Raw genomic sequence first — 24,052 nt, 5'->3', positions numbered from 1 at the left:
CGGGGATCGGTGCCGGGAGTCCGATTTCGATGTGACCTTCCGTCGTGGGTGGCGCGGGCGACGGTCCGCGGAGATCATGTTGGGGTGACCGAAACGGTACGGCTGACCCGGTACGCCCGCGGCGGCGGCTGCGCCTGCAAGATCCCTCCCGGCGAGCTGGAGGCGATGGTCGCCGGCCTCGGTCCGGTCGGTGGTGCCGCCGCCGACCTGCTGGTGGGCCTGGACCACGGCGACGACGCGGCAGTGGTCCGCCTCGACGAGCGGACCGGGCTGGTCAGCACCGCCGACTTCTTCACCCCGGTGGTCGACGACGCGTACGACTGGGGACGGATCGCCGCCGCCAACGCCTTGTCGGACGTGTACGCGATGGGCGGCGTCCCGCTGGTCGCGCTGAACCTGCTCTGCTGGCCGCGCGACGTGCTGCCGCTGGAGCTGGCCCGCGAGGTGCTCCGCGGTGGCCTGGACGTGACCCGGCAGGCCGGCTGCCACCTGGCCGGCGGGCACAGCGTCGACGACGACGGCCCGAAGTACGGCCTCGCCGTCACCGGAGTGGTCCGGCCCGAGGAGCTGATCACCCTCGACGCGGGCCGGCCGGGGGTACCGCTGTCGCTGACCAAGCCGCTCGGTGTCGGGGTGCTCAATACCCGGCACAAGGCCACCGGGGAGAGCTTCCCGGCGGCGGTCGCCGCGATGACCACGCTCAACCGGGACGCCGCCCGGGCCGCGGTGGCGGCCGGCGTGCGCTGCGGCACCGACGTGACCGGGTTCGGGCTGCTCGGCCACGCGTCGAAGCTGGCCCGGGCCAGCCGGCTGACGGTGGCGATCGAGGCCGCCCGGGTACCCCTGCTGGCCGGTGCTCGGGAGGCGGTGCGCGACGGGTACGTCAGCGGCGGCAGCCACCGCAACCTGGCGTGGGTCACCCCGTGGACCGACTTCGGCCGGGCCGGCGAGGCGGACCGGCTGCTGCTGGCCGACGCGCAGACCTCCGGTGGCCTGCTGGTCGCCGGTGAGCTCCCCGGGGCCCCGGTGATCGGCGAGCTGCTGCCCCGGAGCGAGCACCTGGTGATCGTGCGCTGAGCTTCGGCCGTGACGGCGCGGTGCATCGTGAAACGCGCACCATACCCGATAAACTGTCATCTTCCCGCTACTCGGAGCAATGGCGCCCGAGGAAATTTTGCCCGGAATGGTCACAGACCGGTAACTTGCCCCCGGCTGAGGTCATATGCACCCCACCATCGTCAGTAAGGCCCGATCCGGAGGCCGGTGGGACGAGAGCACAGCGAGGAGGCGGCATGACCGAGCTGTGGAACTGGAGAATCGACCAGGTACGGCCGGTGGAGGTCTACCCGGCACTGGCCGAGGCGCTCGGGCGGGTGGTGATGCCCCTGGCGGTGGCGGACCCGGCCCGGCTGCCGACGTACGCGGTCATCTGCGACGTGTGGCAGGCACCCGGGGAGTTCGCCACGGTCGTGGACTGCTACGGGGTGCCTGACCGGCTTCCCGAGCACGCCAGCATCGCCGCGCTGGCCCGGCTGCTGGACCGCAACTGCCTGCTGCGCGACGACACCCTCGACGCCAGCCGGCACCTGCTCGTCGCGCCGGACGGCACGATCCGGGCGGTGCACTTCGACGTCCGGGAGACCGACGACGGCGAGGTGCTCAGCGGCCAGCGGCTCTGCACCGAGGCCGACCCCCGCTGCCGGGGCTGGTCACAGTGCCACCGCTCCCGGTGGGCCCCCGACTCCGTGCTCCCCGCGCTCGCCGCCGCCTGACCGGGCGGCGGCGGTCACCGACCCGCGCCCGCGGCGCGGCCGCCGCGCACCTCCAGTTGCTCCAGCAGGGCGGCGGTGGCGGCCGCGACGGCGGCCACCGCCGCGTCGAACGCCGCGGCGTTGTGCGCGGCGGGCTTGCGGAACCCCGAGATCTTGCGGACGTACTGCAACGCCGCCGCGTCGACGTCGGCCGGGGTCACCTCGGCGACGTACGGCTCACGCAGGGTCTTGATGCTCCGGCACACGGCTCCTCCTCGTTCGGCCCGGTCGCGTTGACCCGGATACGCTGTTCCCCGTCATGACTACCGCAGCGGCGGGCAGCCCGCGCACCTACCAGGTGCGCACGTACGGCTGCCAGATGAACGTGCACGACTCCGAGCGCATCTCCGGGCTGCTGGAGCAGGCGGGCTACGTGCGCGCCGCCGAGGCCGACGACACCCCGGACGTAGTGGTGTTCAACACCTGCGCGGTCCGGGAGAACGCCGACAACCGACTCTACGGCAACCTCGGTCATCTGCGCCCCGTCAAGAACCGGCACCCGGGGATGCAGATCGCCGTCGGCGGCTGCCTGGCCCAGAAGGACCGCGGCGACATCGTCCGCAAGGCGCCCTGGGTGGACGTGGTGTTCGGCACGCACAACATCGGCTCGCTGCCGGTGTTGCTGGAGCGGGCCCGGCACAACGCCGCCGCCGAGGTGGAGATCCTCGAATCCCTCGACGTGTTCCCCTCGACGCTGCCCACCCGCCGCGAGTCGACGTACGCCGGCTGGGTGTCGATCTCGGTCGGTTGCAACAACACCTGCACGTTCTGCATCGTGCCCTCCCTGCGCGGCAAGGAGAAGGACCGCCGCCCCGGCGACATCCTCAACGAGGTGCGCGCCCTGGTCGACGAGGGCGTGCTGGAGGTGACCCTGCTCGGGCAGAACGTCAACTCCTACGGCGTGGAGTTCGGCGACCGGTACGCCTTCGGCAAGCTGCTGCGCGCCTGCGGCGACATCGACGGGCTGGAGCGGGTGCGGTTCACCAGCCCGCACCCGAAGGACTTCACCGACGACGTGATCGCCGCGATGGCCGAGACCCCGAACGTCTGCCACTCGCTGCACATGCCGCTGCAGTCCGGCTCCGACGACGTGCTGCGCGCCATGCGCCGTTCGTACCGCTCCGAGCGCTACCTCGGGATCATCGAGAAGGTCCGGGCGGCCATGCCGGACGCGGCGATCACCACCGACATCATCGTCGGCTTCCCCGGCGAGACCGACGCCGACTTCGAGCGCACCCTCGACGTGGTGCGCGAGGCCCGGTTCTCCTCCGCGTTCACCTTCCAGTACTCCAAGCGGCCTGGCACCCCGGCCGCCACGATGGACGGCCAGCTGCCCAAGCAGGTGGTGCAGGAGCGCTACGAGCGGCTGATCGCCTGCGTGGAGGAGATCACCTGGGCGGAGAACCGCAAGCTCGTCGGCGAGACCGTCGAGGTGCTGGTCGCCATCGGCGAGGGGCGCAAGGACGAGCGCACCGGCCGGATGTCCGGCCGGGCCCGCGACGGCCGGCTGGTGCACTTCGCGACGGGCGCAGCCGGAGCGAACGGCCAGCACGGCGACGCCGGGTCGCTGGCCGGGCGGATCCGCCCCGGCGACATCGTGCACACCACCGTGACGTACGCCGCCCCGCACCACCTCAACGCCGACGGGGAGCCGCTGTCGCACCGCCGCACCCGGGCCGGCGACGCGGCCGAGGCGGGACGCTCCCCGCGTACGCCGGGGGTGCTGCTCGGGCTGCCCACGATCGGCGCCCCGGCCGCGGCGCCCGCGCCGGCGAGCGGCTGCGCCGCCCAGTGACGAGGGTCGGGGCCCGCCGGCTGCGGCCGGCCCCGACCGGCACGGTCAGATCGAGATCCGGCCCGCGCCCGCGCCGCCCGTCACGATCGACTTGACGCTGCTCGCGCTGTCCAGCGGGTACGCGTACGGGATGGCGGCCACGCTGCCACCGGCCTGTCCGCTGCCCGAGTTGACGAAGTGGTTGTTGCGGGCCACCAGCGTGCCCGGCCCGGAGCTGCCCTCACCGAGGTGGAAAGGGTCGTCGACGTTCTCGAAGTAGTTGCCCTCGACGAGCACGCCGGCGCCCATCGTGGACGCCACGCCGTAGCCGCCGACGTTGCTGTAGTAGTTGTTGTAGACGTGCACCGGGTTGCCGAAGCGCACCCGCGGGTTGCGCTGGTTGCTGCCGTCGAACCAGTTGTGGTGGTAGGTCACCCGCAGGTGCCCGCGGTCCTGGCTGGCGTTGCTGTCGCTGTGCCCGAGCAGCATCGTCTTGTCGTGGTTGTACACCCGGTTCCACGACACTGTGATGAAGTCGGAGCCCCGCTTGATGTCGACAGCGCCATCGTAGCCGTTGGTGAAGGTGTTGTGGTCGATCCAGATGTTGGTCGCCGACTGCTCCACGTTGATCGCGTCGTCGCTCCAGCCCCGGAAGGTCAGGTTCCGGATTATGACGTTGCGGTCGCCGTTGATGGTGAAGCCGCAGCCGGTGATGGTGGCGCCGGCGTTGCCGATGATGGTCTTGTTGGACCGCACCCGCAGCATGCCGGAGCAGGAGATGGTGCCGGAGACGCGGATGACCGCCGCGCTGCTGGAGCCGGCCGCGCTGCTCAGCGCCGAGGCGCTGGTCACCGTGGTGGCGCCGGCGCTGCCGCCACCGGTGGTGCCGCCGTTCTGGGTGGCCCAGCCGACCAGGCCGGTGTTCCCCGGCGGTGGGGGCGTGCTGCCGCCGCCCACCCGGATCATCTGCCACTGCTGGTTGTAGCCGTCCAGGTCCGCGTACTGCGAGACCATGCCGCCGTCGGCGGTGGACCACTCCCACAGGTCCAGCACCTTCTTGCTGTGCCGGTTGATGAACCGGACATAGCCTCCGGCGGAGTCCTTCAGGGTGAAGTGCTGCTTGGTGTCGCTGCTCGCCGTCGTCTGGACGACCTGTGCGCCGTCCACCGCGTTGGGCACGGTGACGACCTTGCCCGAGTGCCGGCTGCGGAGCTGGTAGTAGCCGTTGCCTACGTCGACGAACTGGAACTGCTGGTTTGTCGCGTTGGTGCGGGTGTACTGCCGGATCTCGCCGCCGTCGGTGGTGGACCACTGCCACAGGTCCATCGCCTTGCCGCTGTGCCGGTTCACGAACATGTAGTAGGCGCTGGTGTCGACGGTCGCCGCCCCGGCCGGGGCGGCCGTCACCGCGACGGCCGCTGCGGGCACTGCGAGTACCGTCGCGGCCAGCGCCGCCAACCGTCGCACCAGGCGACGCGTGATGATTTCACGCACGGTTGTTCTCCTCAGCCTCGAAGTACGAACAGGGGTGGTGGATGGCGCGTCGGCTCGTCGCGGACCGGTCGGCCGGTGCCGGCCGGATGCGTCCGCGACGCTGGGCTGCCGCAGCGGATCGTGGTACGACGCCGTGGCGCCCACCCGGCTGCGTCATCCGTGCGGTCGGGTCGGCAGGACCCGCTCCGCCGTGGAGGCTGCCGTGCCCAGCGGCAGCGATGCGGAGGCGGTCGCAGGAGTGCGCCCTGCCGTCGGGTGAGTTTGGAACGGCTCCCGTGCGCTACCCGGAGGATGGGCAAGCGCTTTCCTCAGAAAAGCACAGATGGATGTCGATGTAAATGTCCCTGCCTCACCCGGGAAACAGACGGAGACCGGGCTGGACAGACGGGAAGCCCCGGTCCCGCGGGGACCGGGGCTTCCTGAGTCGATCAGGTCAACTGGCCTGCTCGGCGAGCTGGAGGAACTGCCGCTTGGAGGCCAGCGCCTGCTCGGCCTCCCTGATCCGCTTGGCGTCGCCGGCGGCCCGCGCCCGGGCCAGCCGCTGCTCGGCCTCGGCGACCTGCTCGCGCATCTGGGCCAGCAGGGGATTGTCCGCCGGGGCGGTACGCCGCCAGGCCGAGTCCATCACCTCGCGGACCTTCTCGTCGACCGCGCGCAGCCGGCGCTCCAGGCCGGCGGCCGCCTCCCGCGGCACCCGGCCGGCCTCGTGCCACTGCGCCTGGATCTCCCGCAGCTTGGCCTGCGCACCCTTCGGGTCACCGTCGATGTCGAGCGCCTCAGCCTCGGCGAGCAGCGCCTGCTTGCGCTCCAGGTTGGCGCGCTGCTCGTTGTCCCGCGCCGAGAAGACCTCGCTGCGCCGGGTGAAGAACTCGTCCTGCGCCGCCCGGAACCGTTCCCAGAGCTTCTGCTCGGCCTCCTTCGAGGCGCGCGGAGCGGCCTTCCACTGGCTCATCAGGTCCTTGAGCTGGCCGGCGGTCGCCGCCCAGTCGGTGGATTCCTTCAGCTTCTCGGCCTCGGTGACCAGCTCCTCCTTGATCGCCTGCGCCTGCTTGCGCTGGGCGTCGAGGGAGGCGAAGTGGGCGCCGCGCCGGCGGGTGAAGCCGTCCCGGGCGGCGGCGAAGCGCTTCCACAGCTCGCCGTCGGCCTTCTTGTCGACCCCCCGGATGGTCTTCCACTCCTCGAGGATCTCCTTGAGCCGGTCCCCGGCGGTCTTCCAGCCGGTCGACTCGGCGGCCAGCTTCTCCGCCTCCTCCACCAGCGCCGTCTTGCGGGCGAGCGCCTCACTCCGGGCGGCGTCCCGGGCGGCACGGGCCTCCCCGGCCTTCTCCTCGGCGACGGCGGCGAGCCGGTCCAGCCGCGCGGCCAGCGCGTCGATGTCGCCGACGGCGTGTGCCTCGGCCAGCGAGGCGCGGAGCCGACGGATCGTGGTCAGCGAGTGGCCGGCGTCCGCCGCCCCGGAGTTGAGCCGGGCCTCGGTCAGGTCCACCTCGGTCACCAGGTCGGCGAAGCGGCGGGCGAAGTGGGCCAGCCCCTCCTCCGGCGCTCCCGCCTGCCAGGATCCGACCACCCGCTCGCCCTCGGCGGTCTTGACGTACACGGTGCCGTCCGCGTCCACCCGTCCGAAGGCAGTCCAGTCGCTCATGTACCCATCCTCGTTCTCCCGGCGTCGGGGAAGTCGTCCCACGATCGCCGCCACGGCGCAGCAAAGTTTCTCCCGGCATTGTCACAGGTCCGACCCGGTCCGCGTCGAGCGCCTATCGCCGACCGTGACCATACGGTGTCCTAGCGCCTGATGACCGGATCGGCGCGGGGCCGCGCCGGGCGGTCCCGCTACGGTGAACGGGTGCCTCTGGTCGCCGCCGCCGTCTGCCCGCACCCACCCCTGCTCGTGCCCGAGCTGGCCGGCGCCGCCGCCGGCGAACTGGACGACCTCCGCGCCGCCTGCGCCGCCGCCGTGGCCCGGCTGTACGACTCCGCGGCGCAGACCGTCCTGGTGCTGGGCGCGGAGAGCCGCAGCGCCGTCCTCGCCCACCCCTACCGGGGCAGCTTCGCGCCGTGGGGGGTGCCGCTGGAGGTCCGGCTCGGCGCGGCCGGCGGGACGGCCGGTACCGACCGGCTGCCGCTGAGCCTGCTCGTCGGCGCCTGGCTGCTGGGCCGGGCGACCGACCGCCGGCCCGTGACGTACCGGATGGCCACCGTCGCCGACGGCGAGTCGGTGTCGGGGTGCCGGGAGTTCGGGGAGCGGCTGGGCGGCGACCGCCCCTGGGCGCTGCTGGTGATGGGGGACGGGTCGGCCTGCCGGGGCGAGAAGGCGCCCGGCTACCACGACCCGCGCGCCGAGGCGTACGACAGCGGGGTTGCCCGGGCCCTGGCCGGCGCGGACACCGAGGCCCTGCTCGGCCTGGACCCGCAGGTGTCGGCGGAGCTGAGGACCGCCGGGCGCGCGCCCTGGCAGGTGCTCGCCGGTGCGGCCCGCGCGGCCGGCGGGGACTGGCGCGGCGAGCTGATCTACGACGCCGCCCCGTACGGCGTGGCCTACTTCGTCGCCAGCTGGGAGCGGGCGTGACCGGCCCCGCCGGGGCCGGCGGTAGCCGCCCGCCCGTCGGGACGGTGGTCGCGGTGGTCGGGCCGACGGCGGCCGGCAAGTCGGCGCTGAGCATCGCGCTCGCCCACGCCCTCGGCGGTGAGGTGGTCAACGCCGACTCGATGCAGCTCTACCGGGGCATGGACATCGGCACCGCGAAGCTCACCCCGGCCGAGCGCGAGGGGGTGCCGCACCACCTGCTGGACATCTGGGACGTCACCGAACCGGCGAGCGTCGCCGAATACCAGCGGCTGGCCCGCGCGGCCGTCGACGACATCCTCACCCGGGGCCGGGTGCCGCTGCTGGTGGGCGGGTCCGGCCTCTACGTCCGGGCGGTGCTGGAGCAGTTCGAGTTCCCCGGCACCGACCCGGCGGTGCGGGAGCGGCTGGAACGCGAACTCGCCCAGGTCGGGCCCGCGCCGCTGTACGCGCGGCTGCGCGCCGCCGACCCGGCCGCGGCGGCGGGCATCCTGCCCGGCAACGGCCGGCGGATCGTCCGCGCCCTGGAGGTCATCGAGCTGACCGGGGGGCGGTTCACCGCCTCGCTGCCGGAACCGGCCCCGTACTACCCGTCGGTGCAGCTCGGGGTGGACCTGGACACGGCGCTGCTGGACGAGCGGATCGCGGTACGGGTGGACCGGATGTGGGCCGACGGGCTGGTCGCCGAGACCCGGGAGCTGGTCGGGCGTGGCCTGCCCGAGGGGCGGACGGCCAGCCGGGCCCTCGGCTACCAGCAGGTGCTGCGGTTCCTGGCCGGCGAGCTGACCGAGACCGAGGCGCACGACGAGACGATCCGGGCCACCCGCCGCTTCGTCCGCCGGCAGCGCTCGTGGTTCCGCCGCGACCCCCGGATCCACTGGTTCGACTCGGCCGCGCCGGGCCTGGTCGCCGACGCCCTGCGGCTGGTCCCCGCCGCTGCGCGATGATGGGGGTGTGGAGTTCACCAAGGGGCACGGCACCGGCAACGACTTCGTGATCCTGCCTGACCCGGACGGGGCCCTCGACCTCACCCCCGGGCTGGTCGCGGCGCTTTGCGACCGGCGGCGCGGGCTCGGCGCGGACGGCGTGCTGCGGGTGGTGCGGGCGGCCAAGCACCCCGAGGGCGCGGCCCTGGCCGGCGAGGCCGAGTGGTTCATGGACTACTGGAACGCCGACGGGTCGTTCGCCGAGATGTGTGGCAACGGCGCCCGGGTCTTCGTCCGCTACCTGGTCGCCACCGGGCTGGCGGTGCCGACGGACGAGGCGCTCCCGGTGGCCACCCGGGCCGGCGTCCTGCGCGCGCTGGTCACGGCCGACGCCGTCGCCGTCGAGATGCGCCGCCCCCGGCTGTACGACGCCGCGACCGCCACCCTGGGCGGGCTGGCCCTGACCGGAACGGCGGTAGACGTGGGCAACCCGCACCTGGTCTGCGGGCTGCCGGCCGGGCTGGAGCTGTCCGCGCTGGACCTCACCCGGGCGCCCGAGGTGGATCCGGCGGTCTTCCCGGCCGGGGTGAACGTCGAGTTCACCGCGTCCGCCGACCCGGTCGACGGCACTGACGGGCACGTGCTGATGCGGGTGTACGAGCGGGGCTCGGCGGAGACCCTCTCCTGCGGCACCGGCGCCTGCGCGGTGGCCGCGGTGGCCCTGCGCGACGCCGGCCGGGACACCGGTGTGATGGCGGTGGACGTCCCCGGTGGCCGCCTCACCGTCACGATTACGGACGACTCCTGCTGGCTCGCCGGTCCCGCCGTCCTCGTCGCCACCGGCGAGATCGACTCCACCGCCCTGCCCACCGCCTGACGGTGAGGTGGTGGGAGCGGGTCACCCGTTCGGGCGCACCGACCTCAACCGCGACGGCGCGCGGCGGACCGGGGGTTTGGGTGCAGCTGTTGTCGCGGGAGTGACAACAGCTGCACCCAAAGGTGGGGTGGCGAGGCGCGGGTGGGCCGCTCCACCGCCGCGACCAGGGCGTCCGGGGACGGCTTGCTCGCCGGCGTCGGCAGCGGCGGGAGCCGGGGTGGGCGGGGCGGGGCCGGCGGGAGGGACTGTCAGGGGGTGGCGGAGGCTTCGGCGGCGATCTCGGGGAGGTCGGCGGGGCCCGGGTCGGCCGCCGGGGCGGGGGCGGGGTGCTGGGCGGCGGCGCGGACGGCCGCCGCGACCGCGGGGGCGACCCGGGAGTCGAAGACGCTGGGCACGATCACCGTCGGGTTGATCTTGTCTTCGCCGACCACGTCCGCGATGGCCCGGGCGGCGGCGATCGCCATCTCCTCGGTGAACTCCTCGGCGTGCGCGTCGAGCATGCCGCGGAAGACACCCGGGAAGGCGAGCACGTTGTTGATCTGGTTCGGCTGGTCCGACCGGCCGGTGGCGACCACGGCGGCGTGCTTGCGCGCCTCCCGTGGGTCCACCTCGGGGTCCGGGTTGGCCAGCGCGAAGACGATCGCGTCCTTGGCCATCATGGCGATGTCCTCGCCGGTGAGCAGGTTCGGGGCGCTCACCCCGATGAAGACGTCCGCGCCGTGGATCGCCCCGGGCAGGTCGCCGGAGTAGTTCTCCCGGTTGGTGTGCTCGGCCAGCCACTGCCAGGCCGGGTTGAGGCCGGGCTGGCCGCGGTGCAGGGCGCCCTGCCGGTCGTACGCGATGATGTCGCCCACGCCCTGACGCAGCAGCAGCTTCATGATCGCGGTGCCGGCCGCGCCGGCGCCGGAGACCACCACCCGGACGTCCGCGAGCTGCTTGCCCACGACGCGCAGCGCGTTGGTCAGCGCGGCGAGCACGCAGATCGCGGTGCCGTGCTGGTCGTCGTGGAAGACCGGGATGTCCAGCGCGGCCCGCAGCCGGGCCTCGATCTCGAAGCAGCGCGGCGCGGCGATGTCCTCCAGGTTGATCCCGCCGTACGCCGGAGCGATCGCCTTGACGATGGACACGATCTCGTCGGTGTCCTGGGTGTCCAGCACCACCGGCCAGGCGTCCACCCCGCCGAAGCGCTTGAACAGCGCCGCCTTGCCCTCCATCACCGGCAGCGAGGCGGCCGGCCCGAGGTTGCCCAGGCCGAGCACCGCGGAGCCGTCGCTGACCACGGCGACCGTGTTCCGCTTGATGGTGAGCCGGCGGGCGTCGGCCGGGTTCTCCGCGATCGCCTGGCAGACCCGGGCCACCCCCGGGGTGTACGCGCGGGAGAGCTCGTCCCGGGTGCGCAGCGCGACCTTGGAACTCACCTCGATCTTGCCGCCCAGGTGCAGCAGGAACGTCCGGTCCGACACCTTGCGCACGTCCACCCCGTCCAGCGCGGTGAGCGCGTCGACCACCTGGTCGGCGTGGCTGGCGTCGGCGGTGTCGCAGGTCAGGTCGACGATCACGTGGGTGGGGTCGGAGTCCACCACGTCGAGCGCGGTGACGATCGCCCCGGCCTCGCCGACGGAGGTGGTCAGCCGGCCGATCGAGGATGCGTCCGCGGGTACGGCGATCCGGATGGTGATCGAGAATCCGGCACTCGGAAGTCGGGTGATGGCCACGGGATCCCTCCGTCGACGCTGAGCAGCTCGCCCGCATTTCTACCCGCCTGCCAAGGTCGGCCGGCATCCGCCCCCGCCCTTTGCGCTGTTCAGCACGGGCATATTGCAGGTGCGCCCGGCGTTGACACATGTCAGGATTGCTCGGGACGTGACAGAACGGACAGGAGATCGGCTTGACCCACGAGGAGACCTACGTTCCCCACACCGACGACGAGCTCGACGCCACGACCGGCGAGTTCGAGCTGTCCGAGCGGCAGGCGCTACGGCGGGTCCCCGGCCTCTCCACCGAGCTCACCGACATCACCGAGGTCGAGTACCGCCAGCTCCGGCTGGAGCGGGTGGTCCTGGTCGGCGTCTGGACCGAGGGCACGCAGAGCGACGCCGAGAACTCCCTCACGGAGTTGGCGGCGCTCGCCGAGACGGCCGGCTCGCAGGTGCTGGAGGGGCTGATCCAGCGCCGTACCCGGCCCGACCCGGCCACCTACATCGGTCGGGGCAAGGTCGATGACCTGGGCTCGGTGGTGCTCGCCGCCGGCGCCGACACGATCATCTGTGACGGTGAACTCTCCCCGTCCCAGCTGCGCAACCTGGAGCAGCGGACGAAGGTCAAGGTTGTCGACCGCACCGCGCTGATCCTGGACATCTTCGCCCAGCACGCCAAGAGCCGGGAGGGCAAGGCCCAGGTCGAGCTGGCCCAGCTGGAATACCTGCTGCCGCGGCTGCGCGGTTGGGGCGAGACGCTGTCCCGGCAGAGCGGTGGTAGCGGTCGCGGCGGCGGCGCGGGCGGCGGCGTGGGTCTGCGCGGCCCCGGTGAGACCAAGCTGGAGACCGACCGGCGCCGGATCCGGCACCGTATCTCCCGGCTGCGCCGGGAGATCAAGGGCATGCGGACGGTACGCCAGACCAAGCGTGCCCGCCGCTCCCGCAACGCGGTGCCCGCGGTGGCCATCGCCGGCTACACCAACGCCGGCAAGTCCAGCCTGCTCAACCGGCTGACCGGGGCGGGCGTGCTGGTGGAGAACGCGCTGTTCGCCACCCTCGACCCGACCACCCGCAGGGCCACCACCCCGGACGGGCGGGTCTACACCTTCGCCGACACCGTGGGCTTCGTCCGGCACCTGCCGCACCAGATCGTCGAGGCGTTCCGCTCGACGCTGGAGGAGGTCGCGGACGCCGACCTGGTGGTGCACGTCGTCGACGGCACCCACCCGGATCCGGAGGAGCAGGTCCGCGCGGTGCGGGAGGTGCTCGCCGAGGTGGGCGCCGACCGGCTGCCGGAGCTGCTGGTGGTCAACAAGACCGACGCGGCCGACGAGGAGACGCTGCTGCGTCTGAAGCGGCTCTGGCCGGACGCGGTGTTCGTCTCCGCCCACACCGGGCGCGGGGTCGACGGGCTGCGGGAGGCCGTGGAGTCGCGGCTGCCCCGCCCGGCGGTGGAGGTCCGGGCCGTGCTGCCCTACGACCGGGGCGACCTGGTGGCCCGGGTGCACCGGCAGGGTGAGGTGCTCGGCACCTCCCACCTGGCCGAGGGCACCCTGGTGCACGTACGGGTGGGTGCGGCGCTCGCCGCCGAGCTGGCGCCGTTCCGCGCCGAGGAGGGCCAGCCGGTCGCCGGCGCCCGCTGAGCCCCGGCGGCCCTCGGGGTCGGGTGGGGTGGGTGCGGCGCCGGGGGGCGACGAGACGCCCGGGTCCCGCGGCGCCGCTGAGGCGTCCGGCGTCACCCGGGTGAAACTTTCGGCATGCGACACTGACAGGATGCGCCGCCCTGTTTCCTCGGTCACGGTTGCCCTCGGCCTGCTTGGGGCGACCGTGGCGTGCACCGCAGTCGCGCTGGCGGCTCCCGCCTCGGCCTCGCCGCAGTCCGCGCTCGCCCCCGGCAAGAAGCGGTGCACGGTGACCGACGAGCGGCTGCGGGAGCTGTCCGGCCTGGTGGCCACGAAGACCGGCTACATCGTGATCAACGACAGCTCCGAGATCGAGAGCCGGAAGCGGGTCTTCTTCCTCGACAGCAAGTGCAAGGTCTCCGATGAGGTCCGCTACTCGGGTCGTGGCCCGTTCGACACGGAGGATCTCGCGCTCTCCCCGAACGGCAAGACGCTCTGGATCGCCGACACGGGCGACAACATCACCAGCCGCCAGCGCCGGGAGCGGGTGGCGCTGTGGAGCATGCCGGTCAGCGGGTCGAAGCAGCCGGTGCTGCACCGCCTCTCCTACCCCGAGGGCAAGCCGCACGACGCCGAGGCGTTGCTGATCGGCACCGACGGCAACCCACTGATCATCACCAAGGTGACCTCCGGCAAGGCGTTGATCTTCACCCCGGCGGCGAAGATGCGCAGCGGCGACACCGAGGCCGTGCCGATGAAGAAGGTCGGCGAGATCAGCCTGCCGAAGACCGACACGGAGAACCGGCTCAACGCCTTCGGCCGGGTGGCGATCACCGGCGCCGCCCGTTCCCCCGACGGGTCCCGGGTGGTGCTGCGCACATACGCGGACGCCTTCGAGTACGACGTGCCGGACGGGGACGTGGTGGCCGCGCTGACCACCGGCACGCCCCGGGTGACGCCGCTGGCCGATCCGTTCGGCGAGGCGATCGCCTACACCCCGGACGGGAAGACCTTCCTCACCGTCTCCGACGGCGGCCAGCTGGAGGAGGACGACCCGGTCGACATCCTCAGCTACACCCCGTCGACGGAGGGTGCGAAGCCGCTGGCCGGCGCGGCGGACACCCCGAAGAAGACCGAGCAGTCCTGGCTCGACGGGCTCACCCTGCAGGACATCACCTACCTGATCGCGGCGGCCGGGGCTACCGGGGCGACCGCTACTGAGCGACCGGTGCGGCCGGGCCGGGTGACCATCGGTCGGTGGTCACCCGGAGGCCCGGGTCAGATGCGGCGCAGCACCGCGACGACCCGGCCCATGATGGTGGCGTCGTCGCCGGGGATCGGGTCGAAGGCCGGATTCTGCGGCATCAGCCAGACGTGGCCGTCGCGCCGGCGGTAGGTCTTGACGGTCGCCTCGCCGTCGAGCATGGCCGCGACGATGTCGCCGGATTCGGCGGTGGGCTGCTGCCGCACCACCACCCAGTCGCCGTCGCAGATCGCCGCGTCGAGCATCGAGTCGCCCTTGACCTGGAGCATGAAGACCTCGCCCTCGCCGACCAGCTCGCGGGGCAGCGGGAAGACGTCCTCCACGGCCTGCTCGGCGAGGATCGGGCCACCGGCGGCGATCCGGCCCAGCATCGGCACGTACGCGGGGGTGGGGCGCTGCGCGCGGCTCAGCTCGTCGTCGACCACGTCGCCCGGGGCCCGGACGTCCACCGCGCGCGGCCGGTTCGGGTCGCGGCGCAGGAAGCCCTTCTTCTCCAGCTCCTTGAGCTGGTAGGCGACGCTCGACGGGGAGACCAGGCCGACCGCCTCGCCGATCTCGCGCACGCTGGGTGGGTAGCCCTGCCGCTCGACCCAGCCGCGGATGAACTCCAGGATCCGCCGTTGCCGGGCGGTCAGGTCGACCGTCGTCGGGTCGGGGAACGCGCTGACCACCGGGGTGACCGGGCGCACGGCGGGCTGGCCCGTCCGGCTGCGCGCGGCGCCCCGGCGTCGGGTGGCCGGCGGACCCGCCTCGGTGATCTGCTGCGGGCTCTTCGGCCGGCTGGCCCGGTCCTCGGTCACGTCCGTCCTCCCTGGTCGGCGCTGGGTGCCTCGGCGGCTCGTGGTGCGTGCGGTGATGCTGTGGTTACGGGTGGTGCAGGTGGTCGCCGGTGCGACGGAAGCGCCGCAGCCGGTTGTTGATGACCGTATAGGTGAGATCGGTCATTTTCAAACATCTGTACGAGGTCACCCCGGCGTGTCGGGCGAAGAGAGGTCGGCTCGTACGCCCGTTCTGGTAAATGATACGTCGGGTAGAACGGGTGTTCGACGGCTGGCGGATCGTCGGTGGTCTCGGCCGTCCGGACGAACAACCCCGACCGGGATCGGACGGTTGGTTCTCCGGCGGGGCGGGAGGGGTGGATCGACCGGGATGTCAGGTGACGCGCCGGACACGCCGGCCAACTTGACCTCCGTTCGTCGGCGACATACGGTCAACCCCTAGATGTAGTAGTCACATGGGCGTAACTCGCCTACAGGTTGGGTTCGACTACCGACCGCACTCCCGCACCGCCAGCACGGCGGGTGCCATCCGGTGATGGCTCCGCCGTGGTGACGCGTGCTCGGAGGCGGGCGGCGGGCCCGCGGTCGATGAAGGAGGTCGGGCGATGCGGTGTCCGTACTGCCGGCACGCCGACTCCCGCGTGGTCGACTCGCGGGAAGCCGACGACGGCCAGTTGATCCGCCGGCGGCGGGCCTGCCCGGAGTGCGGCAAGCGGTTCACCACGGTGGAGGAGGCGGTCCTCGCGGTCGTCAAGCGCAGCGGGGTGACCGAGCCGTTCAGCCGCACGAAGATCATCGGCGGGGTGCGCAAGGCGTGCCAGGGCCGGCCGGTGGACGACGACTCGATCGCGCTGCTGGCGCAGAAGGTCGAGGAGACCGTCCGGGCCAAGGGGGCCGCCGAGATCCCGAGCCACGAGGTGGGGCTGGCGATCCTGGGTCCGCTGCGGGACCTGGACGAGGTCGCCTACCTGCGGTTCGCCAGCGTCTACCGGTCGTTCGACTCGCTCGCCGACTTCGAGCGTGAGATCGAGACGCTGCGGGCCGCGGCGCGCGCCCGGGAGGGCGGGGCCGAGACGGTCGAGGCCGCCGGCCGTACCAGTTGAGTTTTGTGCAGTTTGTGAGAGTCGGATCGCGCGACGGGTGGTCGTGCGGACGAGGGGGCGGATGAGATGTCGGGGGACGGTGTGACGACGAGCAGGTCACGGAGCAAGGCCGGCGCAGGGCTCAAGGTCGAGCGGGTCTGGACGACCGAGGGGGTGCACCCCTACGAAGAGGTCACCTGGGAGCGCCGCGACGTCGTGATGACGAACTGGCGGGACGGCTCGGTCAACTTCGAGCAGCGGGGGGTGGAGTTCCCGGAGTCGTGGAGCGTCAACGCGGCCAACATCGTGACCACCAAGTACTTCCGGGGCGCGGTGGGGACCCCGGAGCGGGAGTGGTCGCTCAAGCAGCTGATCGACCGGGTGGTCACCACCTACCGCGCCGCCGGTGAGGAGTACGGCTACTTCGCCAGCCCGGCCGACGCCGAGGTCTTCGCCCACGAGCTGACCTGGATGCTGCTGCACCAGGTGTTCAGCTTCAACTCGCCGGTCTGGTTCAACGTGGGCACGCCGTCGCCGCAGCAGGTCAGCGCCTGCTTCATCCTGGCTGTCGACGACTCGATGGACTCGATCCTGGACTGGTACAAGGAGGAGGGGCTGATCTTCAAGGGCGGCTCCGGCTCCGGGGTCAACCTGTCCCGCATCCGCTCCTCCAAGGAGCTGCTCTCCTCCGGCGGCACCGCCTCCGGCCCGGTCAGCTTCATGCGCGGCGCGGACGCCTCCGCCGGCACCATCAAGTCCGGCGGCGCCACCCGGCGCGCGGCGAAGATGGTCATCCTCGACGTGGACCACCCGGACATCGAGGAGTTCGTGGTCACCAAGGCGCGCGAGGAGGACAAGATCCGCGCGCTGCGCGACGCCGGGTTCGACATGGACCTCGGCGGCGCCGACATCGTCAGCGTGCAGTACCAGAACGCCAACAACTCGGTCCGGGTCTCTGACGAGTTCATGGCCGCGGTGGAGAACGGCGGCAGCTTCGACCTGCGCGGCCGGCTCGACGGCGCGGTGATCGAGACCATCGACGCCAAGCAGCTGTTCCGCACCATCTCCCAGGCCGCCTGGGAGTGTGCCGACCCGGGCCTGCAGTACGACGACACCATCAACGACTGGCACACCTGCCCGGAGACCGGGCGGATCACCGCGTCGAACCCGTGCTCGGAGTACCTGCACCTGGACAACTCCTCGTGCAACCTGGCCTCGCTGAACCTGATGAAGTTCCTCCGCGCGGACGGGAACTTCGAGGTGGAGAAGTTCGTCAGGTCGGTCGAGCTGGTCATCACCGCGATGGACATCTCGATCTGCTTCGCCGACTTCCCGACCGAGAAGATCGGCGAGACCACCCGCGCCTACCGGCAGCTCGGCATCGGCTACGCCAACCTCGGCGCCCTGCTGATGGCCTCCGGCCTGCCGTACGACTCGGAGCAGGGCCGCTCGGTCGCCGCGGCGATCACCTCGCTGATGACCGGCACCGCGTACCGCCGCTCCGCCGAGCTGGCCGGCATCGTCGGCCCGTACGACGGCTACGCCCGCAACGCCGAGCCGCACAAGCGGGTCATGCGCAAGCACGCCGCCGCCAACGACGCGATCAAGCCGGCCGGCACCGTGGCCACCGCCATCCAGCGGGAGGCCACGAAGCAGTGGACCCTCGGCAACAAGGTCGGCGACAAGAACGGCTGGCGCAACTCGCAGGCCAGCGTGCTCGCGCCGACCGGCACCATCGGCCTGATGATGGACTGCGACACCACCGGCGTGGAGCCGGACCTGGCGCTGGTCAAGTTCAAGAAGCTGGTCGGCGGCGGCTCGATGCAGATCGTCAACCAGACCGTGCCGCGCGCTTTGCGCAGCCTCGGCTACCCCGAGGAGCAGGTCGAGGCGATCGTCGAGCACATCGCCGACCACGGCCACGTGGTGGACGCCCCCGGCCTGAAGCCGGAGCACTACCCGGTCTTCGACTGCGCGATGGGCGAGCGCTCCATCGCCCCGATGGGGCACGTGCGGATGATGGCGGCTGTCCAGCCGTTCATCTCCGGCGCCATCTCCAAGACGGTCAACATGCCCGAGCAGGCGACCGTCGAGGACGTCGAGAAGATCTACTTCGAGGGCTGGAAGCTCGGCCTGAAGGCCCTGGCGATCTACCGGGACAACTGCAAGGTCGGCCAGCCGCTGTCGGTGGCCAAGCCGAACAAAACGGCCGCGCCCACCGAGGCTCCCGCAGAGGTGGAGAAGGTGGTCGAGAAGGTCGTCGAGTACCGCCCGGTGCGCAAGCGGCTGCCGAAGAAGCGTCCCTCGCAGACGGTCAGCTTCTCCGTCGGCGGCGCCGAGGGTTACCTCACCGCCTCGTCCTACCCCGACGACGGCCTCGGCGAGGTCTTCCTCAAGATGTCGAAGCAGGGCTCGACCCTGGCCGGCGTGATGGACGCCTTCTCGGTGGCCATCTCCATCGGTCTCCAGTACGGCGTCCCGCTGGAGACGTACGTCAGCAAGTTCACCAACATGCGCTTCGAGCCGGCCGGCATGACCGACGACCCGGACGTGCGGATGGCGGCCTCGGTGATGGACTACATCTTCCGTCGCCTGGCCCTGGACTTCCTGCCGTACGAGCGCCGCGCGGAGCTGGGCATCTTCACCGCCATGGAGCGGGCCGCCCAGCTGCGGGCCGAGGCGGAGGCGGAGGCGAGCGGTGCGGACCTCACCGCGATGGCCGCCTCCGCCCCGGTCGAGGCCAGGCCGGAGGAGCCGAAGACCGGCCCGGTCGCCCAGCCGGCGCAGGAGACCGCCGACGTCGCCGCCGCCAAGCCGGCGCCGTCGGTGGGCTCCAGCACCGAGCTGCTGGAGGCCGTGATCGGCAAGGCCGCCGACGCGCCGCTCTGCTTCACCTGCGGCACGAAGATGCGCCCGGCCGGCAGCTGCTACGTCTGCGAGGGCTGCGGCTCCACCAGCGGCTGCAGCTGACGTACGACTGTGATGAGCCCCGGGTGTTTCTGAGCCCGGGGCTCATTGCTCTCGTCCTGACGCCAGCGAGCACGCGTACCGCCGCCCGGGACGGCGTTGCCGCCATCCCGTCGGCACGGCTCGGGCCGTAGCCAGCACCCCGGCTGCTTAGGCGGGGACGGGCTCCAGGTCAGCATCGTGAAAGGGTGGGCTCTCGCTGCCCATTCGCTCGGCTGCGTCGATGTAGTCGGCAAGAACGCCGCGGGATTGAGCGAGCCTGTCGATCTGATCGTCCAGTCGCTGCAGCCGTGACCGCATCGCGGCCAGCAACTCGGGACACCCGAGCAGTTCCGGGGCCTCTCCGACCGCACAGGGCAGCAGGTACGCGATGTCCTCGGAAGTCAAACCGGCACCAAGCAGGTGCCGGATCTGCTTCACCCGCAGTACGGCGTTCTCACCGTACTCGCGGTAGCCGTTCGCGCCACGGTCCGCCTCCAGCAGGCCCTGGGCCTCGTAGTAGCGCAACTGATGGGCGTTGACGCCCGTCCGACGGCTCAATTCCCCGATCCGCATCGAAACCCCGCTTGACCTTCACACCGGTATCAACGTTGACGATGCTGCCATGAACAACAGTCTCGACACATCCGTGACAGTCATCGGACTCGGACTGATGGGCCAGGCCCTAGCCGGCGCGTTCCTGAAGGCCGGGCATCCCACGACCGTGTGGAACCGTACGACCTCCAAGGCCGACCAGCTGGTGGCCGAGGGTGCACGGCTAGCGCCAACGGTTGGCGACGCGCTCAAGGCAAGTTCCCTGACCATCATCTGCGTCACCGACTACCAGGCCATGCACGAGCTGCTCGGCGCGACCGACATCGAGCTGGACGGCACGACGTTGATCAACCTGACCTCGGGCGCCTCGGCCCAGGCCCGGGAAGCCGCCCAATGGGCCGAGCAGCGCGGCGCCCACTACCTGGACGGCGCCATCATGGCCATCCCACCGGCGATCGGGACCGCCGAGGCGGTGATTCTGCACAGCGGGCCGCAGTCGGACTTCGAGGCACACAAGTCAACGCTCGGCGCGCTCGGCACCGTCACCTACCTTGGCGCGGACCATGGGCTGGCTTCCCTGTACGACGTGGCCGGCCTAGCCATGATGTGGAGCGTCCTGAACGCCTGGCTCCAGGGCACTGCCCTGCTCAGGACGGCCGGTGTTGACGCCGCAACGTATGCGCCGTTCGCGCAGCAGATCGCTGCCGGTGTGGCCGAATGGCTGCCTGGGTATGCCGAGCAGATCGACAGAGGCTCCTTCCCAGCCGAGGTGTCGGCCCTGGAGACCGACGCGCGGGCGATGGCACACCTGATCGAGGAGAGCGAGGCGGTGGGTGTCAACGCCGAACTGCCGAAGTTCATCAAGACGGTGGCTGACCGCTCGATCGCCGCCGGACACGGTGGGGAGCAGTATCCCGTGCTGATCGAAGAGTTCGGCAAACCCCGCAACGACTGACCGATCCCGACACCGGATCTGGCTGGTCTGGTTATCTTCCGATGTCAGGCCAGGCCAGGCCCGGCCCAGCTTCGCGGTCGGTAGCCCGCCCCTCGGGCTACCGACCGCGCTCAGAACGCCGTCCCGACGATCTGAGCGGCGGGTGACTTTACTGACATCGGGATCAGCGGCACCGATGAACTGAACATGCCGATCTCGCGGGTCACCCCGGTCACAGGGATGTTCCAGGCGGCACTGGGTGGCGTGGAGTTTCGGGCTGGTGCCTGGTGTCCGCGGCGGAGCAGTCCGGCCGGCCGCTGTGCGAAGCCTGGACCGAGCGTGCGTGGATGGATCTACAGCGACGGCTTCCTCGCCGGAGGACTGGCGCCGGTGCCCGCGCCGGTGGGTCAGGGTGTGGGGGCCGGCGCGGGCAGCGCCTGGTCGGCCTCGGGTGTCGCCCCGGTCCGGGGTACGTGCCGGAAGGCGAGGGCGGCGAGGACGGCGAGGCCGACGAAGATGGCGGCGCCGACACCGGCGACGGTCGTCAGCCCGGCGGTGAAGGCGGCCCGCGCGGCGTCGAGCAGGTCGGCGCCGAGCGGCCCGGGAAGCTGCTGGGCTGCCGCGGTGGCGTCGGTGATGCCCTGGCGGGCGGCGTGACCGGCCTCGGCGGGGGTGCCCGGGGGGACGGCGAGGCGGGCGCGGTACGCGACGGTGGCGAGGCTGCCCAGGGTCGCGACGCCGAGGGCTATCCCCAGCTCGCCGCTGGTCTCCGAGATCGACGCCGCCGTTCCGGCCTTCTCCGGCGGGGCGGAGCTGAGCAGCAGGTTCATCGTCAGTGCCATCGTGGGGGAGATGCCCAAACCGGCGAGGGTGAGCCCGACCACCACCGCCGCGACGCCGTCCACGGCCCCGGTGCGGGTCTGCACGAGCATCCCGGCGCCGGCGACCAGCAGGCCGGCCGCCATCAGGTAGGCCGGGCGGATCCGGCGGGCCAGCGCCGGGGCGGTCATCATGCCGGCGGCCATCACGATCATCTGGGGGACCAGCCAGAACCCCGCCCGCAGCGGGGACAGCCCGGCCACCGCCTGTAGATACAGCGTGGAGGTGAGGGTGACCCCGGCCATGACGATGCCCATGGCCAGCCCGGTTGCCAGCGCGCTGCGGAACGAGCGGTTGGCGAACAGCCGCAGGTCCAGCAGTGGGTTGGCCAGCCGGCGCTGCCGCCGGACGAAGAGCACGCCGGCGAGGACGCCGGCGACGACGGCGACACCGGCCGAGGGGCGCCACCCGTCGCGGGCGATCTCCTTGAGCCCGTAGATGACCGGCAGGATCGCGGCGAGGGACAGGGCGACGCTGGTCAGGTCGACCCGGCCGGCGCCGCGATCGCGGTACTCCGGCAGCAGCAGCGGCCCGGCCACCAGCAGCAGCGCCATGAACGGCACGCCGAGCAGGAAGGCCGATCCCCACCAGAAGGTGGACAGCAGCGCCCCGCCGACCAGCGGGCCCAGCGTCATCCCGCCGGTGAAGCAGGCGAACCAGATGCCGATCGCGGTCGCCATCTGCTTCGGGTCGCGGAACATGTTGCGGATCAAGGCCATTGTCGACGGCATCAGCGTCGCGCCGGCGATCCCGAGCAGCGCCCGGGCGGCGATCAGCATGCCCGGGCTGGTCGCGTACGCGGCCACCACCGAGGTGACGCCGAACGCGGCGGCGCCGACCAGCAGCAGCCGCCGGCGGCCGACCCGGTCGCCGAGGGTGCCCATGGTGACCAGGAAGCCGGCCAGCAGGAACGAGTAGATGTCCAGGATCCACAACTGCTCGGTGCTGTCCGCGCCCAGGTGGATGCTCAGGTGTGGCAGGGCCAGGTACAACACGCTGAGGTCCACGGACAGCAGCAGGGTGGGCAGCGCCAGCACCGCCAGTCCCAGCCACTCCCGACGGGTCGCGCGGGTGGTGTCCATCGCAGTTCTCCTCTGGTCTGTCGCCGTCTGCCGTCCCGACGAACAGGGCCAGCCGGACTCGACGATCCTGGAATCTCTTCGGACGGGCTGCCGCGCCGGCGCGGCAGCCCGTCCGCCGTCAGCCGCGCTGCTTCGCCTGGCAGGGCACGCAGAAGCGGGCGTGGGGCAGCACCTCCAGGCGCTCCCGGGGGATCGACCCGCCGCACCGCTCACAGGTGCCGTACCGGCCCTCGGCGATGCGCCGCAACGCGCCGGCGGTCTGCTCGAGGTTCTGCCGGGTGGCGGCGATCATCGCGCCGCGGGTGTACTCCTCGGCCGGGTCGCCGGTGTCCGCGGTCAATTCGGTCAGCCTGGCGGACTGCGTCTCGCACTGCATGGTCAGTGTCGATCGCAGCGCGTCGAGCCAGTCCTGCTCGCCCGGCTGGGTGTGGGTCGTCATGGCGTAGCTCCTCGGAAAAAGAAAAAGGGCCGAAGCTGTGAAGCTTCGCCCTGGTGGCCGGTCTCGACGGGGTCGTACCGGTCCACGGCGGGGCACGCCCGGTGGGGCTCGGCAGCGCGGTGGCCGCCGAGCCGGCAGGCGACGGCGCGACCGCGGATCGCACCACCCGGATCGCCGGGATCACCCGCGGGGCCGGCCGGCGGGCGGCAGCCGACGCCGCCGTCACCACGACGGCGTACGCGTGCTGACCCGACGGACACATGCTGGCCACCATAGGCCCGGGCGGCCCGGAAACCAACGCCCTTTGTGCGCAGTCAGTGCGGACCGTCATCCGCCACGCTCTGGGCGGGCGGATTCGGGCAGCCGGGAATGGCCGGCCGTCCGCCGACCGGACGGGCGCTGTCAGCCCTGCGCCCGCTCGTGGCGCAGCAGCACCACGCCGTTGCCGAAGGTGCGGGTCCCAGCCAGCCGCAGCTGCTGCGACTCGCCGGAGGTGGGGAAGAGCAGGCGGCCCCGCCCGAGGATGACCGGGTGGACGTAGAGCCGCCACTCGTCGATGAGGTCGTGGCGCTGGAAGGTGGCGGCGAGATCCGCGCCGCCGAGCGCCAGATCCCCGCCCGGCTCGGCCTTGAGCCGCCGGACCTCCGCCGGGTCGACCTCCGGCACCACGACGGCGTTCCAGTCGGCCCGCTCCAGGCGCCGCGAATACACGATCTTCGGCATGTCCCGCCAGATGCCGGCGAACTCCTTCATGGGTTCGCTGCTGGCCGGATCCTGGTCGGCGGTCGGCCAGAACCCGACCATCAGCTCGTAGGCGCGCCGGCCGTTGAGGAACGCCCCCATCGTGCGGAGTTCGGCGTTGAAGTGCCGGTGCAGCTCGTCGTCGACCATGTGCCAGCTGAGGTCGCCGTCCGGGCCTTCGAAGAACCCGTCCAGCGACACACTCATGTGCACGATGATCTTCCGCATCGTCGGTGCTCCTTCACGATCGGCTGCCGGTCAGCTCACAGCATCCCCGACCGGTGTGACAGCCACCGGCACGTCGCGCATCCGGCGTAACGGTGAGCAGACCACGAACAGCGCCGCGCTCCAGGTGCCGAGCACGCAGATCCACAGTGCCGGCCGCAGCCCGAGCTGACTGCCCAGGGTGCCGCCGACCAGCGCGCCGAGTGGGATCACCCCGAAGCAGATCCACAGGAACGCCGCGTTGACCCGGCCGAGCAGCTCGGGTGGGGTGATCCGCTGCCGGTAGGTCATCGCCGCGACGTTGAACAGCACGGCGTTGGCGGAGAACGCGGCCAGCCCCACCCCGTAGAGCAGCACTCCCC

At 72.0% G+C, this 24,052-nt stretch carries 20 protein-coding genes and 2 pseudogenes; 12 read left to right on the top strand and 10 right to left on the bottom strand.

The genetic code is table 11. The annotated features are described in order from the left end of the window. Positions 1-84: 84 nt before the first annotated feature. Positions 85-1,077, top strand: a complete 993-nt coding sequence (selD, locus tag C1I99_RS09925) for a selenide, water dikinase SelD (protein ID WP_111133919.1) — start codon at positions 85-87, stop codon at positions 1,075-1,077. Positions 1,078-1,292: 215 nt separating this feature from the next. Next, positions 1,293-1,772, top strand: a complete 480-nt coding sequence (locus tag C1I99_RS09920; protein WP_111133918.1) for a hypothetical protein — start codon at positions 1,293-1,295, stop codon at positions 1,770-1,772. A 14-nt stretch (positions 1,773-1,786) separates the two neighbouring features. Here C1I99_RS09920 and C1I99_RS09915 read toward each other — a convergent pair whose 3' ends face one another. After that, the gene (locus C1I99_RS09915) at positions 1,787-2,017 is read right to left on the bottom strand and encodes a DUF2277 family protein (RefSeq protein ID WP_111133917.1); all 231 of its coding nucleotides are present in this window, start codon (positions 2,015-2,017) and stop codon (positions 1,787-1,789) included. A gap of 53 nt (positions 2,018-2,070) precedes the next feature. Between C1I99_RS09915 and miaB the strand changes: the two genes are divergently transcribed. Further along, the gene (gene miaB, locus C1I99_RS09910; protein ID WP_111133916.1) at positions 2,071-3,606 is read left to right on the top strand and encodes a tRNA (N6-isopentenyl adenosine(37)-C2)-methylthiotransferase MiaB; all 1,536 of its coding nucleotides are present in this window, start codon (positions 2,071-2,073) and stop codon (positions 3,604-3,606) included. 45 nt (positions 3,607-3,651) lie between these two features. On the opposite strand, the gene C1I99_RS09905 is transcribed toward miaB, so the two are convergent. Next, complete coding sequence (locus C1I99_RS09905) at positions 3,652-5,079, bottom strand: pectate lyase family protein (RefSeq protein ID WP_111133915.1); 1,428 nt, start codon at positions 5,077-5,079, stop codon at positions 3,652-3,654. Positions 5,080-5,512: 433 nt separating this feature from the next. Next, positions 5,513-6,721, bottom strand: a complete 1,209-nt coding sequence (locus C1I99_RS09900) for a DUF349 domain-containing protein (RefSeq protein ID WP_111133914.1) — start codon at positions 6,719-6,721, stop codon at positions 5,513-5,515. Between the two features lie 150 nt (positions 6,722-6,871). Between C1I99_RS09900 and C1I99_RS09895 the strand changes: the two genes are divergently transcribed. From C1I99_RS09895 to dapF, 3 genes are read left to right on the top strand one after another with little or no spacing between them, the layout of a single operon-like run. After that, positions 6,872-7,645: a class III extradiol dioxygenase subunit B-like domain-containing protein gene (locus tag C1I99_RS09895; protein WP_199562066.1), complete on the top strand. Its 774-nt coding sequence runs from the start codon at positions 6,872-6,874 to the stop codon at positions 7,643-7,645. Beyond that, on the top strand, positions 7,630-8,589 hold the full coding sequence (gene miaA, locus C1I99_RS09890; RefSeq protein WP_111133926.1) for a tRNA (adenosine(37)-N6)-dimethylallyltransferase MiaA: 960 nt from the start codon (positions 7,630-7,632) through the stop codon (positions 8,587-8,589). Before C1I99_RS09895 ends, miaA begins: the two co-directional genes overlap by 16 nt. A gap of 7 nt (positions 8,590-8,596) precedes the next feature. Beyond that, the gene (dapF, locus tag C1I99_RS09885; RefSeq protein ID WP_111133913.1) at positions 8,597-9,445 is read left to right on the top strand and encodes a diaminopimelate epimerase; all 849 of its coding nucleotides are present in this window, start codon (positions 8,597-8,599) and stop codon (positions 9,443-9,445) included. Between the two features lie 248 nt (positions 9,446-9,693). Here the strand turns inward: dapF and C1I99_RS09880 are convergent, their stop codons facing one another. Next, positions 9,694-11,160: an NAD-dependent malic enzyme gene (locus C1I99_RS09880; protein ID WP_111133912.1), complete on the bottom strand. Its 1,467-nt coding sequence runs from the start codon at positions 11,158-11,160 to the stop codon at positions 9,694-9,696. A gap of 173 nt (positions 11,161-11,333) precedes the next feature. Between C1I99_RS09880 and hflX the strand changes: the two genes are divergently transcribed. Beyond that, the gene (gene hflX, locus C1I99_RS09875; protein ID WP_111133911.1) at positions 11,334-12,785 is read left to right on the top strand and encodes a GTPase HflX; all 1,452 of its coding nucleotides are present in this window, start codon (positions 11,334-11,336) and stop codon (positions 12,783-12,785) included. A 130-nt stretch (positions 12,786-12,915) separates the two neighbouring features. Continuing rightward, positions 12,916-14,043 (top strand): annotated as a pseudogene (locus C1I99_RS09870) (hypothetical protein); the annotation flags it as partial. On the opposite strand, the gene lexA reads toward C1I99_RS09870, so the two are convergent. Further along, positions 14,043-14,828: a transcriptional repressor LexA gene (gene lexA / locus C1I99_RS09865; protein WP_111133910.1), complete on the bottom strand. Its 786-nt coding sequence runs from the start codon at positions 14,826-14,828 to the stop codon at positions 14,043-14,045. The pseudogene C1I99_RS09870 and the gene lexA overlap by 1 nt on opposite strands. A gap of 584 nt (positions 14,829-15,412) precedes the next feature. Between lexA and nrdR the strand changes: the two genes are divergently transcribed. Together nrdR and C1I99_RS09855 are read left to right on the top strand one after the other, a co-directional pair. After that, positions 15,413-15,910, top strand: a complete 498-nt coding sequence (nrdR, locus tag C1I99_RS09860) for a transcriptional regulator NrdR (RefSeq protein WP_111133909.1) — start codon at positions 15,413-15,415, stop codon at positions 15,908-15,910. A gap of 66 nt (positions 15,911-15,976) precedes the next feature. Continuing rightward, positions 15,977-18,859, top strand: coding sequence for a vitamin B12-dependent ribonucleotide reductase (locus C1I99_RS09855; protein ID WP_111133908.1), 2,883 nt, complete (start codon positions 15,977-15,979; stop codon positions 18,857-18,859). Positions 18,860-19,006: 147 nt separating this feature from the next. Here the strand turns inward: C1I99_RS09855 and C1I99_RS09850 are convergent, their stop codons facing one another. Further along, positions 19,007-19,411 carry a MerR family transcriptional regulator gene (locus C1I99_RS09850; RefSeq protein ID WP_111133907.1) on the bottom strand — a complete coding sequence of 135 codons (405 nt, stop codon included), beginning with the start codon at positions 19,409-19,411 and terminating at the stop codon, positions 19,007-19,009. A 49-nt stretch (positions 19,412-19,460) separates the two neighbouring features. On the opposite strand from C1I99_RS09850, the gene C1I99_RS09845 reads away from it, so the two are divergent. Continuing rightward, positions 19,461-20,345 (top strand): NAD(P)-dependent oxidoreductase, encoded by an 885-nt coding sequence (locus C1I99_RS09845; protein WP_111133906.1) that lies wholly within the window; start codon positions 19,461-19,463, stop codon positions 20,343-20,345. 386 nt (positions 20,346-20,731) lie between these two features. Here C1I99_RS09845 and C1I99_RS09840 read toward each other — a convergent pair whose 3' ends face one another. Then, positions 20,732-22,285: an MFS transporter gene (locus C1I99_RS09840; protein WP_111133905.1), complete on the bottom strand. Its 1,554-nt coding sequence runs from the start codon at positions 22,283-22,285 to the stop codon at positions 20,732-20,734. A 118-nt stretch (positions 22,286-22,403) separates the two neighbouring features. Next, positions 22,404-22,724, bottom strand: coding sequence for a TraR/DksA family transcriptional regulator (locus C1I99_RS09835; protein WP_111133904.1), 321 nt, complete (start codon positions 22,722-22,724; stop codon positions 22,404-22,406). A gap of 53 nt (positions 22,725-22,777) precedes the next feature. Here C1I99_RS09835 and C1I99_RS09830 point away from each other — a divergent pair, with 53 nt between their 5' ends. Beyond that, the gene (locus C1I99_RS09830; protein ID WP_111133903.1) at positions 22,778-22,972 is read left to right on the top strand and encodes a hypothetical protein; all 195 of its coding nucleotides are present in this window, start codon (positions 22,778-22,780) and stop codon (positions 22,970-22,972) included. Between the two features lie 154 nt (positions 22,973-23,126). Here the strand turns inward: C1I99_RS09830 and C1I99_RS09825 are convergent, their stop codons facing one another. Both C1I99_RS09825 and C1I99_RS32700 read right to left on the bottom strand, forming a co-directional pair. After that, positions 23,127-23,693, bottom strand: coding sequence for a dihydrofolate reductase family protein (locus C1I99_RS09825; RefSeq protein WP_111133902.1), 567 nt, complete (start codon positions 23,691-23,693; stop codon positions 23,127-23,129). A 30-nt stretch (positions 23,694-23,723) separates the two neighbouring features. Then, positions 23,724-24,052 (bottom strand): annotated as a pseudogene (locus tag C1I99_RS32700) (MFS transporter); the annotation flags it as partial.

Origin of the sequence: Micromonospora deserti (genome assembly GCF_003236335.1) — a bacterium.
GTDB lineage: Bacteria > Actinomycetota > Actinomycetes > Mycobacteriales > Micromonosporaceae > Micromonospora > Micromonospora deserti.
The sequence above is the reverse complement of the archived record's forward strand: the minus strand, read 5'-3'. Positions and strand labels throughout refer to the sequence as shown.

What these genes read in the sequence shown, in the direction of transcription:
- C1I99_RS09920 (WP_111133918.1), top strand. Translation starts at nt 1,293, where the DNA reads ATGACCGAGCTGTGGAACTGGAGAATCGACCAGGTACGGCCGGTGGAG.
- miaB (WP_111133916.1), top strand. Translation starts at nt 2,071, where the DNA reads ATGACTACCGCAGCGGCGGGCAGCCCGCGCACCTACCAGGTGCGCACG.
- C1I99_RS09900 (WP_111133914.1), bottom strand. Translation starts at nt 6,721, where the DNA reads ATGAGCGACTGGACTGCCTTCGGACGGGTGGACGCGGACGGCACCGTG.
- C1I99_RS09895 (WP_199562066.1), top strand. Translation starts at nt 6,872, where the DNA reads ATGACCGGATCGGCGCGGGGCCGCGCCGGGCGGTCCCGCTACGGTGAA.
- nrdR (WP_111133909.1), top strand. Translation starts at nt 15,413, where the DNA reads ATGCGGTGTCCGTACTGCCGGCACGCCGACTCCCGCGTGGTCGACTCG.
- C1I99_RS09855 (WP_111133908.1), top strand. Translation starts at nt 15,977, where the DNA reads ATGTCGGGGGACGGTGTGACGACGAGCAGGTCACGGAGCAAGGCCGGC.
- C1I99_RS09850 (WP_111133907.1), bottom strand. Translation starts at nt 19,411, where the DNA reads ATGCGGATCGGGGAATTGAGCCGTCGGACGGGCGTCAACGCCCATCAG.
- C1I99_RS09845 (WP_111133906.1), top strand. Translation starts at nt 19,461, where the DNA reads ATGAACAACAGTCTCGACACATCCGTGACAGTCATCGGACTCGGACTG.
- C1I99_RS09840 (WP_111133905.1), bottom strand. Translation starts at nt 22,285, where the DNA reads ATGGACACCACCCGCGCGACCCGTCGGGAGTGGCTGGGACTGGCGGTG.
- C1I99_RS09835 (WP_111133904.1), bottom strand. Translation starts at nt 22,724, where the DNA reads ATGACGACCCACACCCAGCCGGGCGAGCAGGACTGGCTCGACGCGCTG.
- C1I99_RS09825 (WP_111133902.1), bottom strand. Translation starts at nt 23,693, where the DNA reads ATGCGGAAGATCATCGTGCACATGAGTGTGTCGCTGGACGGGTTCTTC.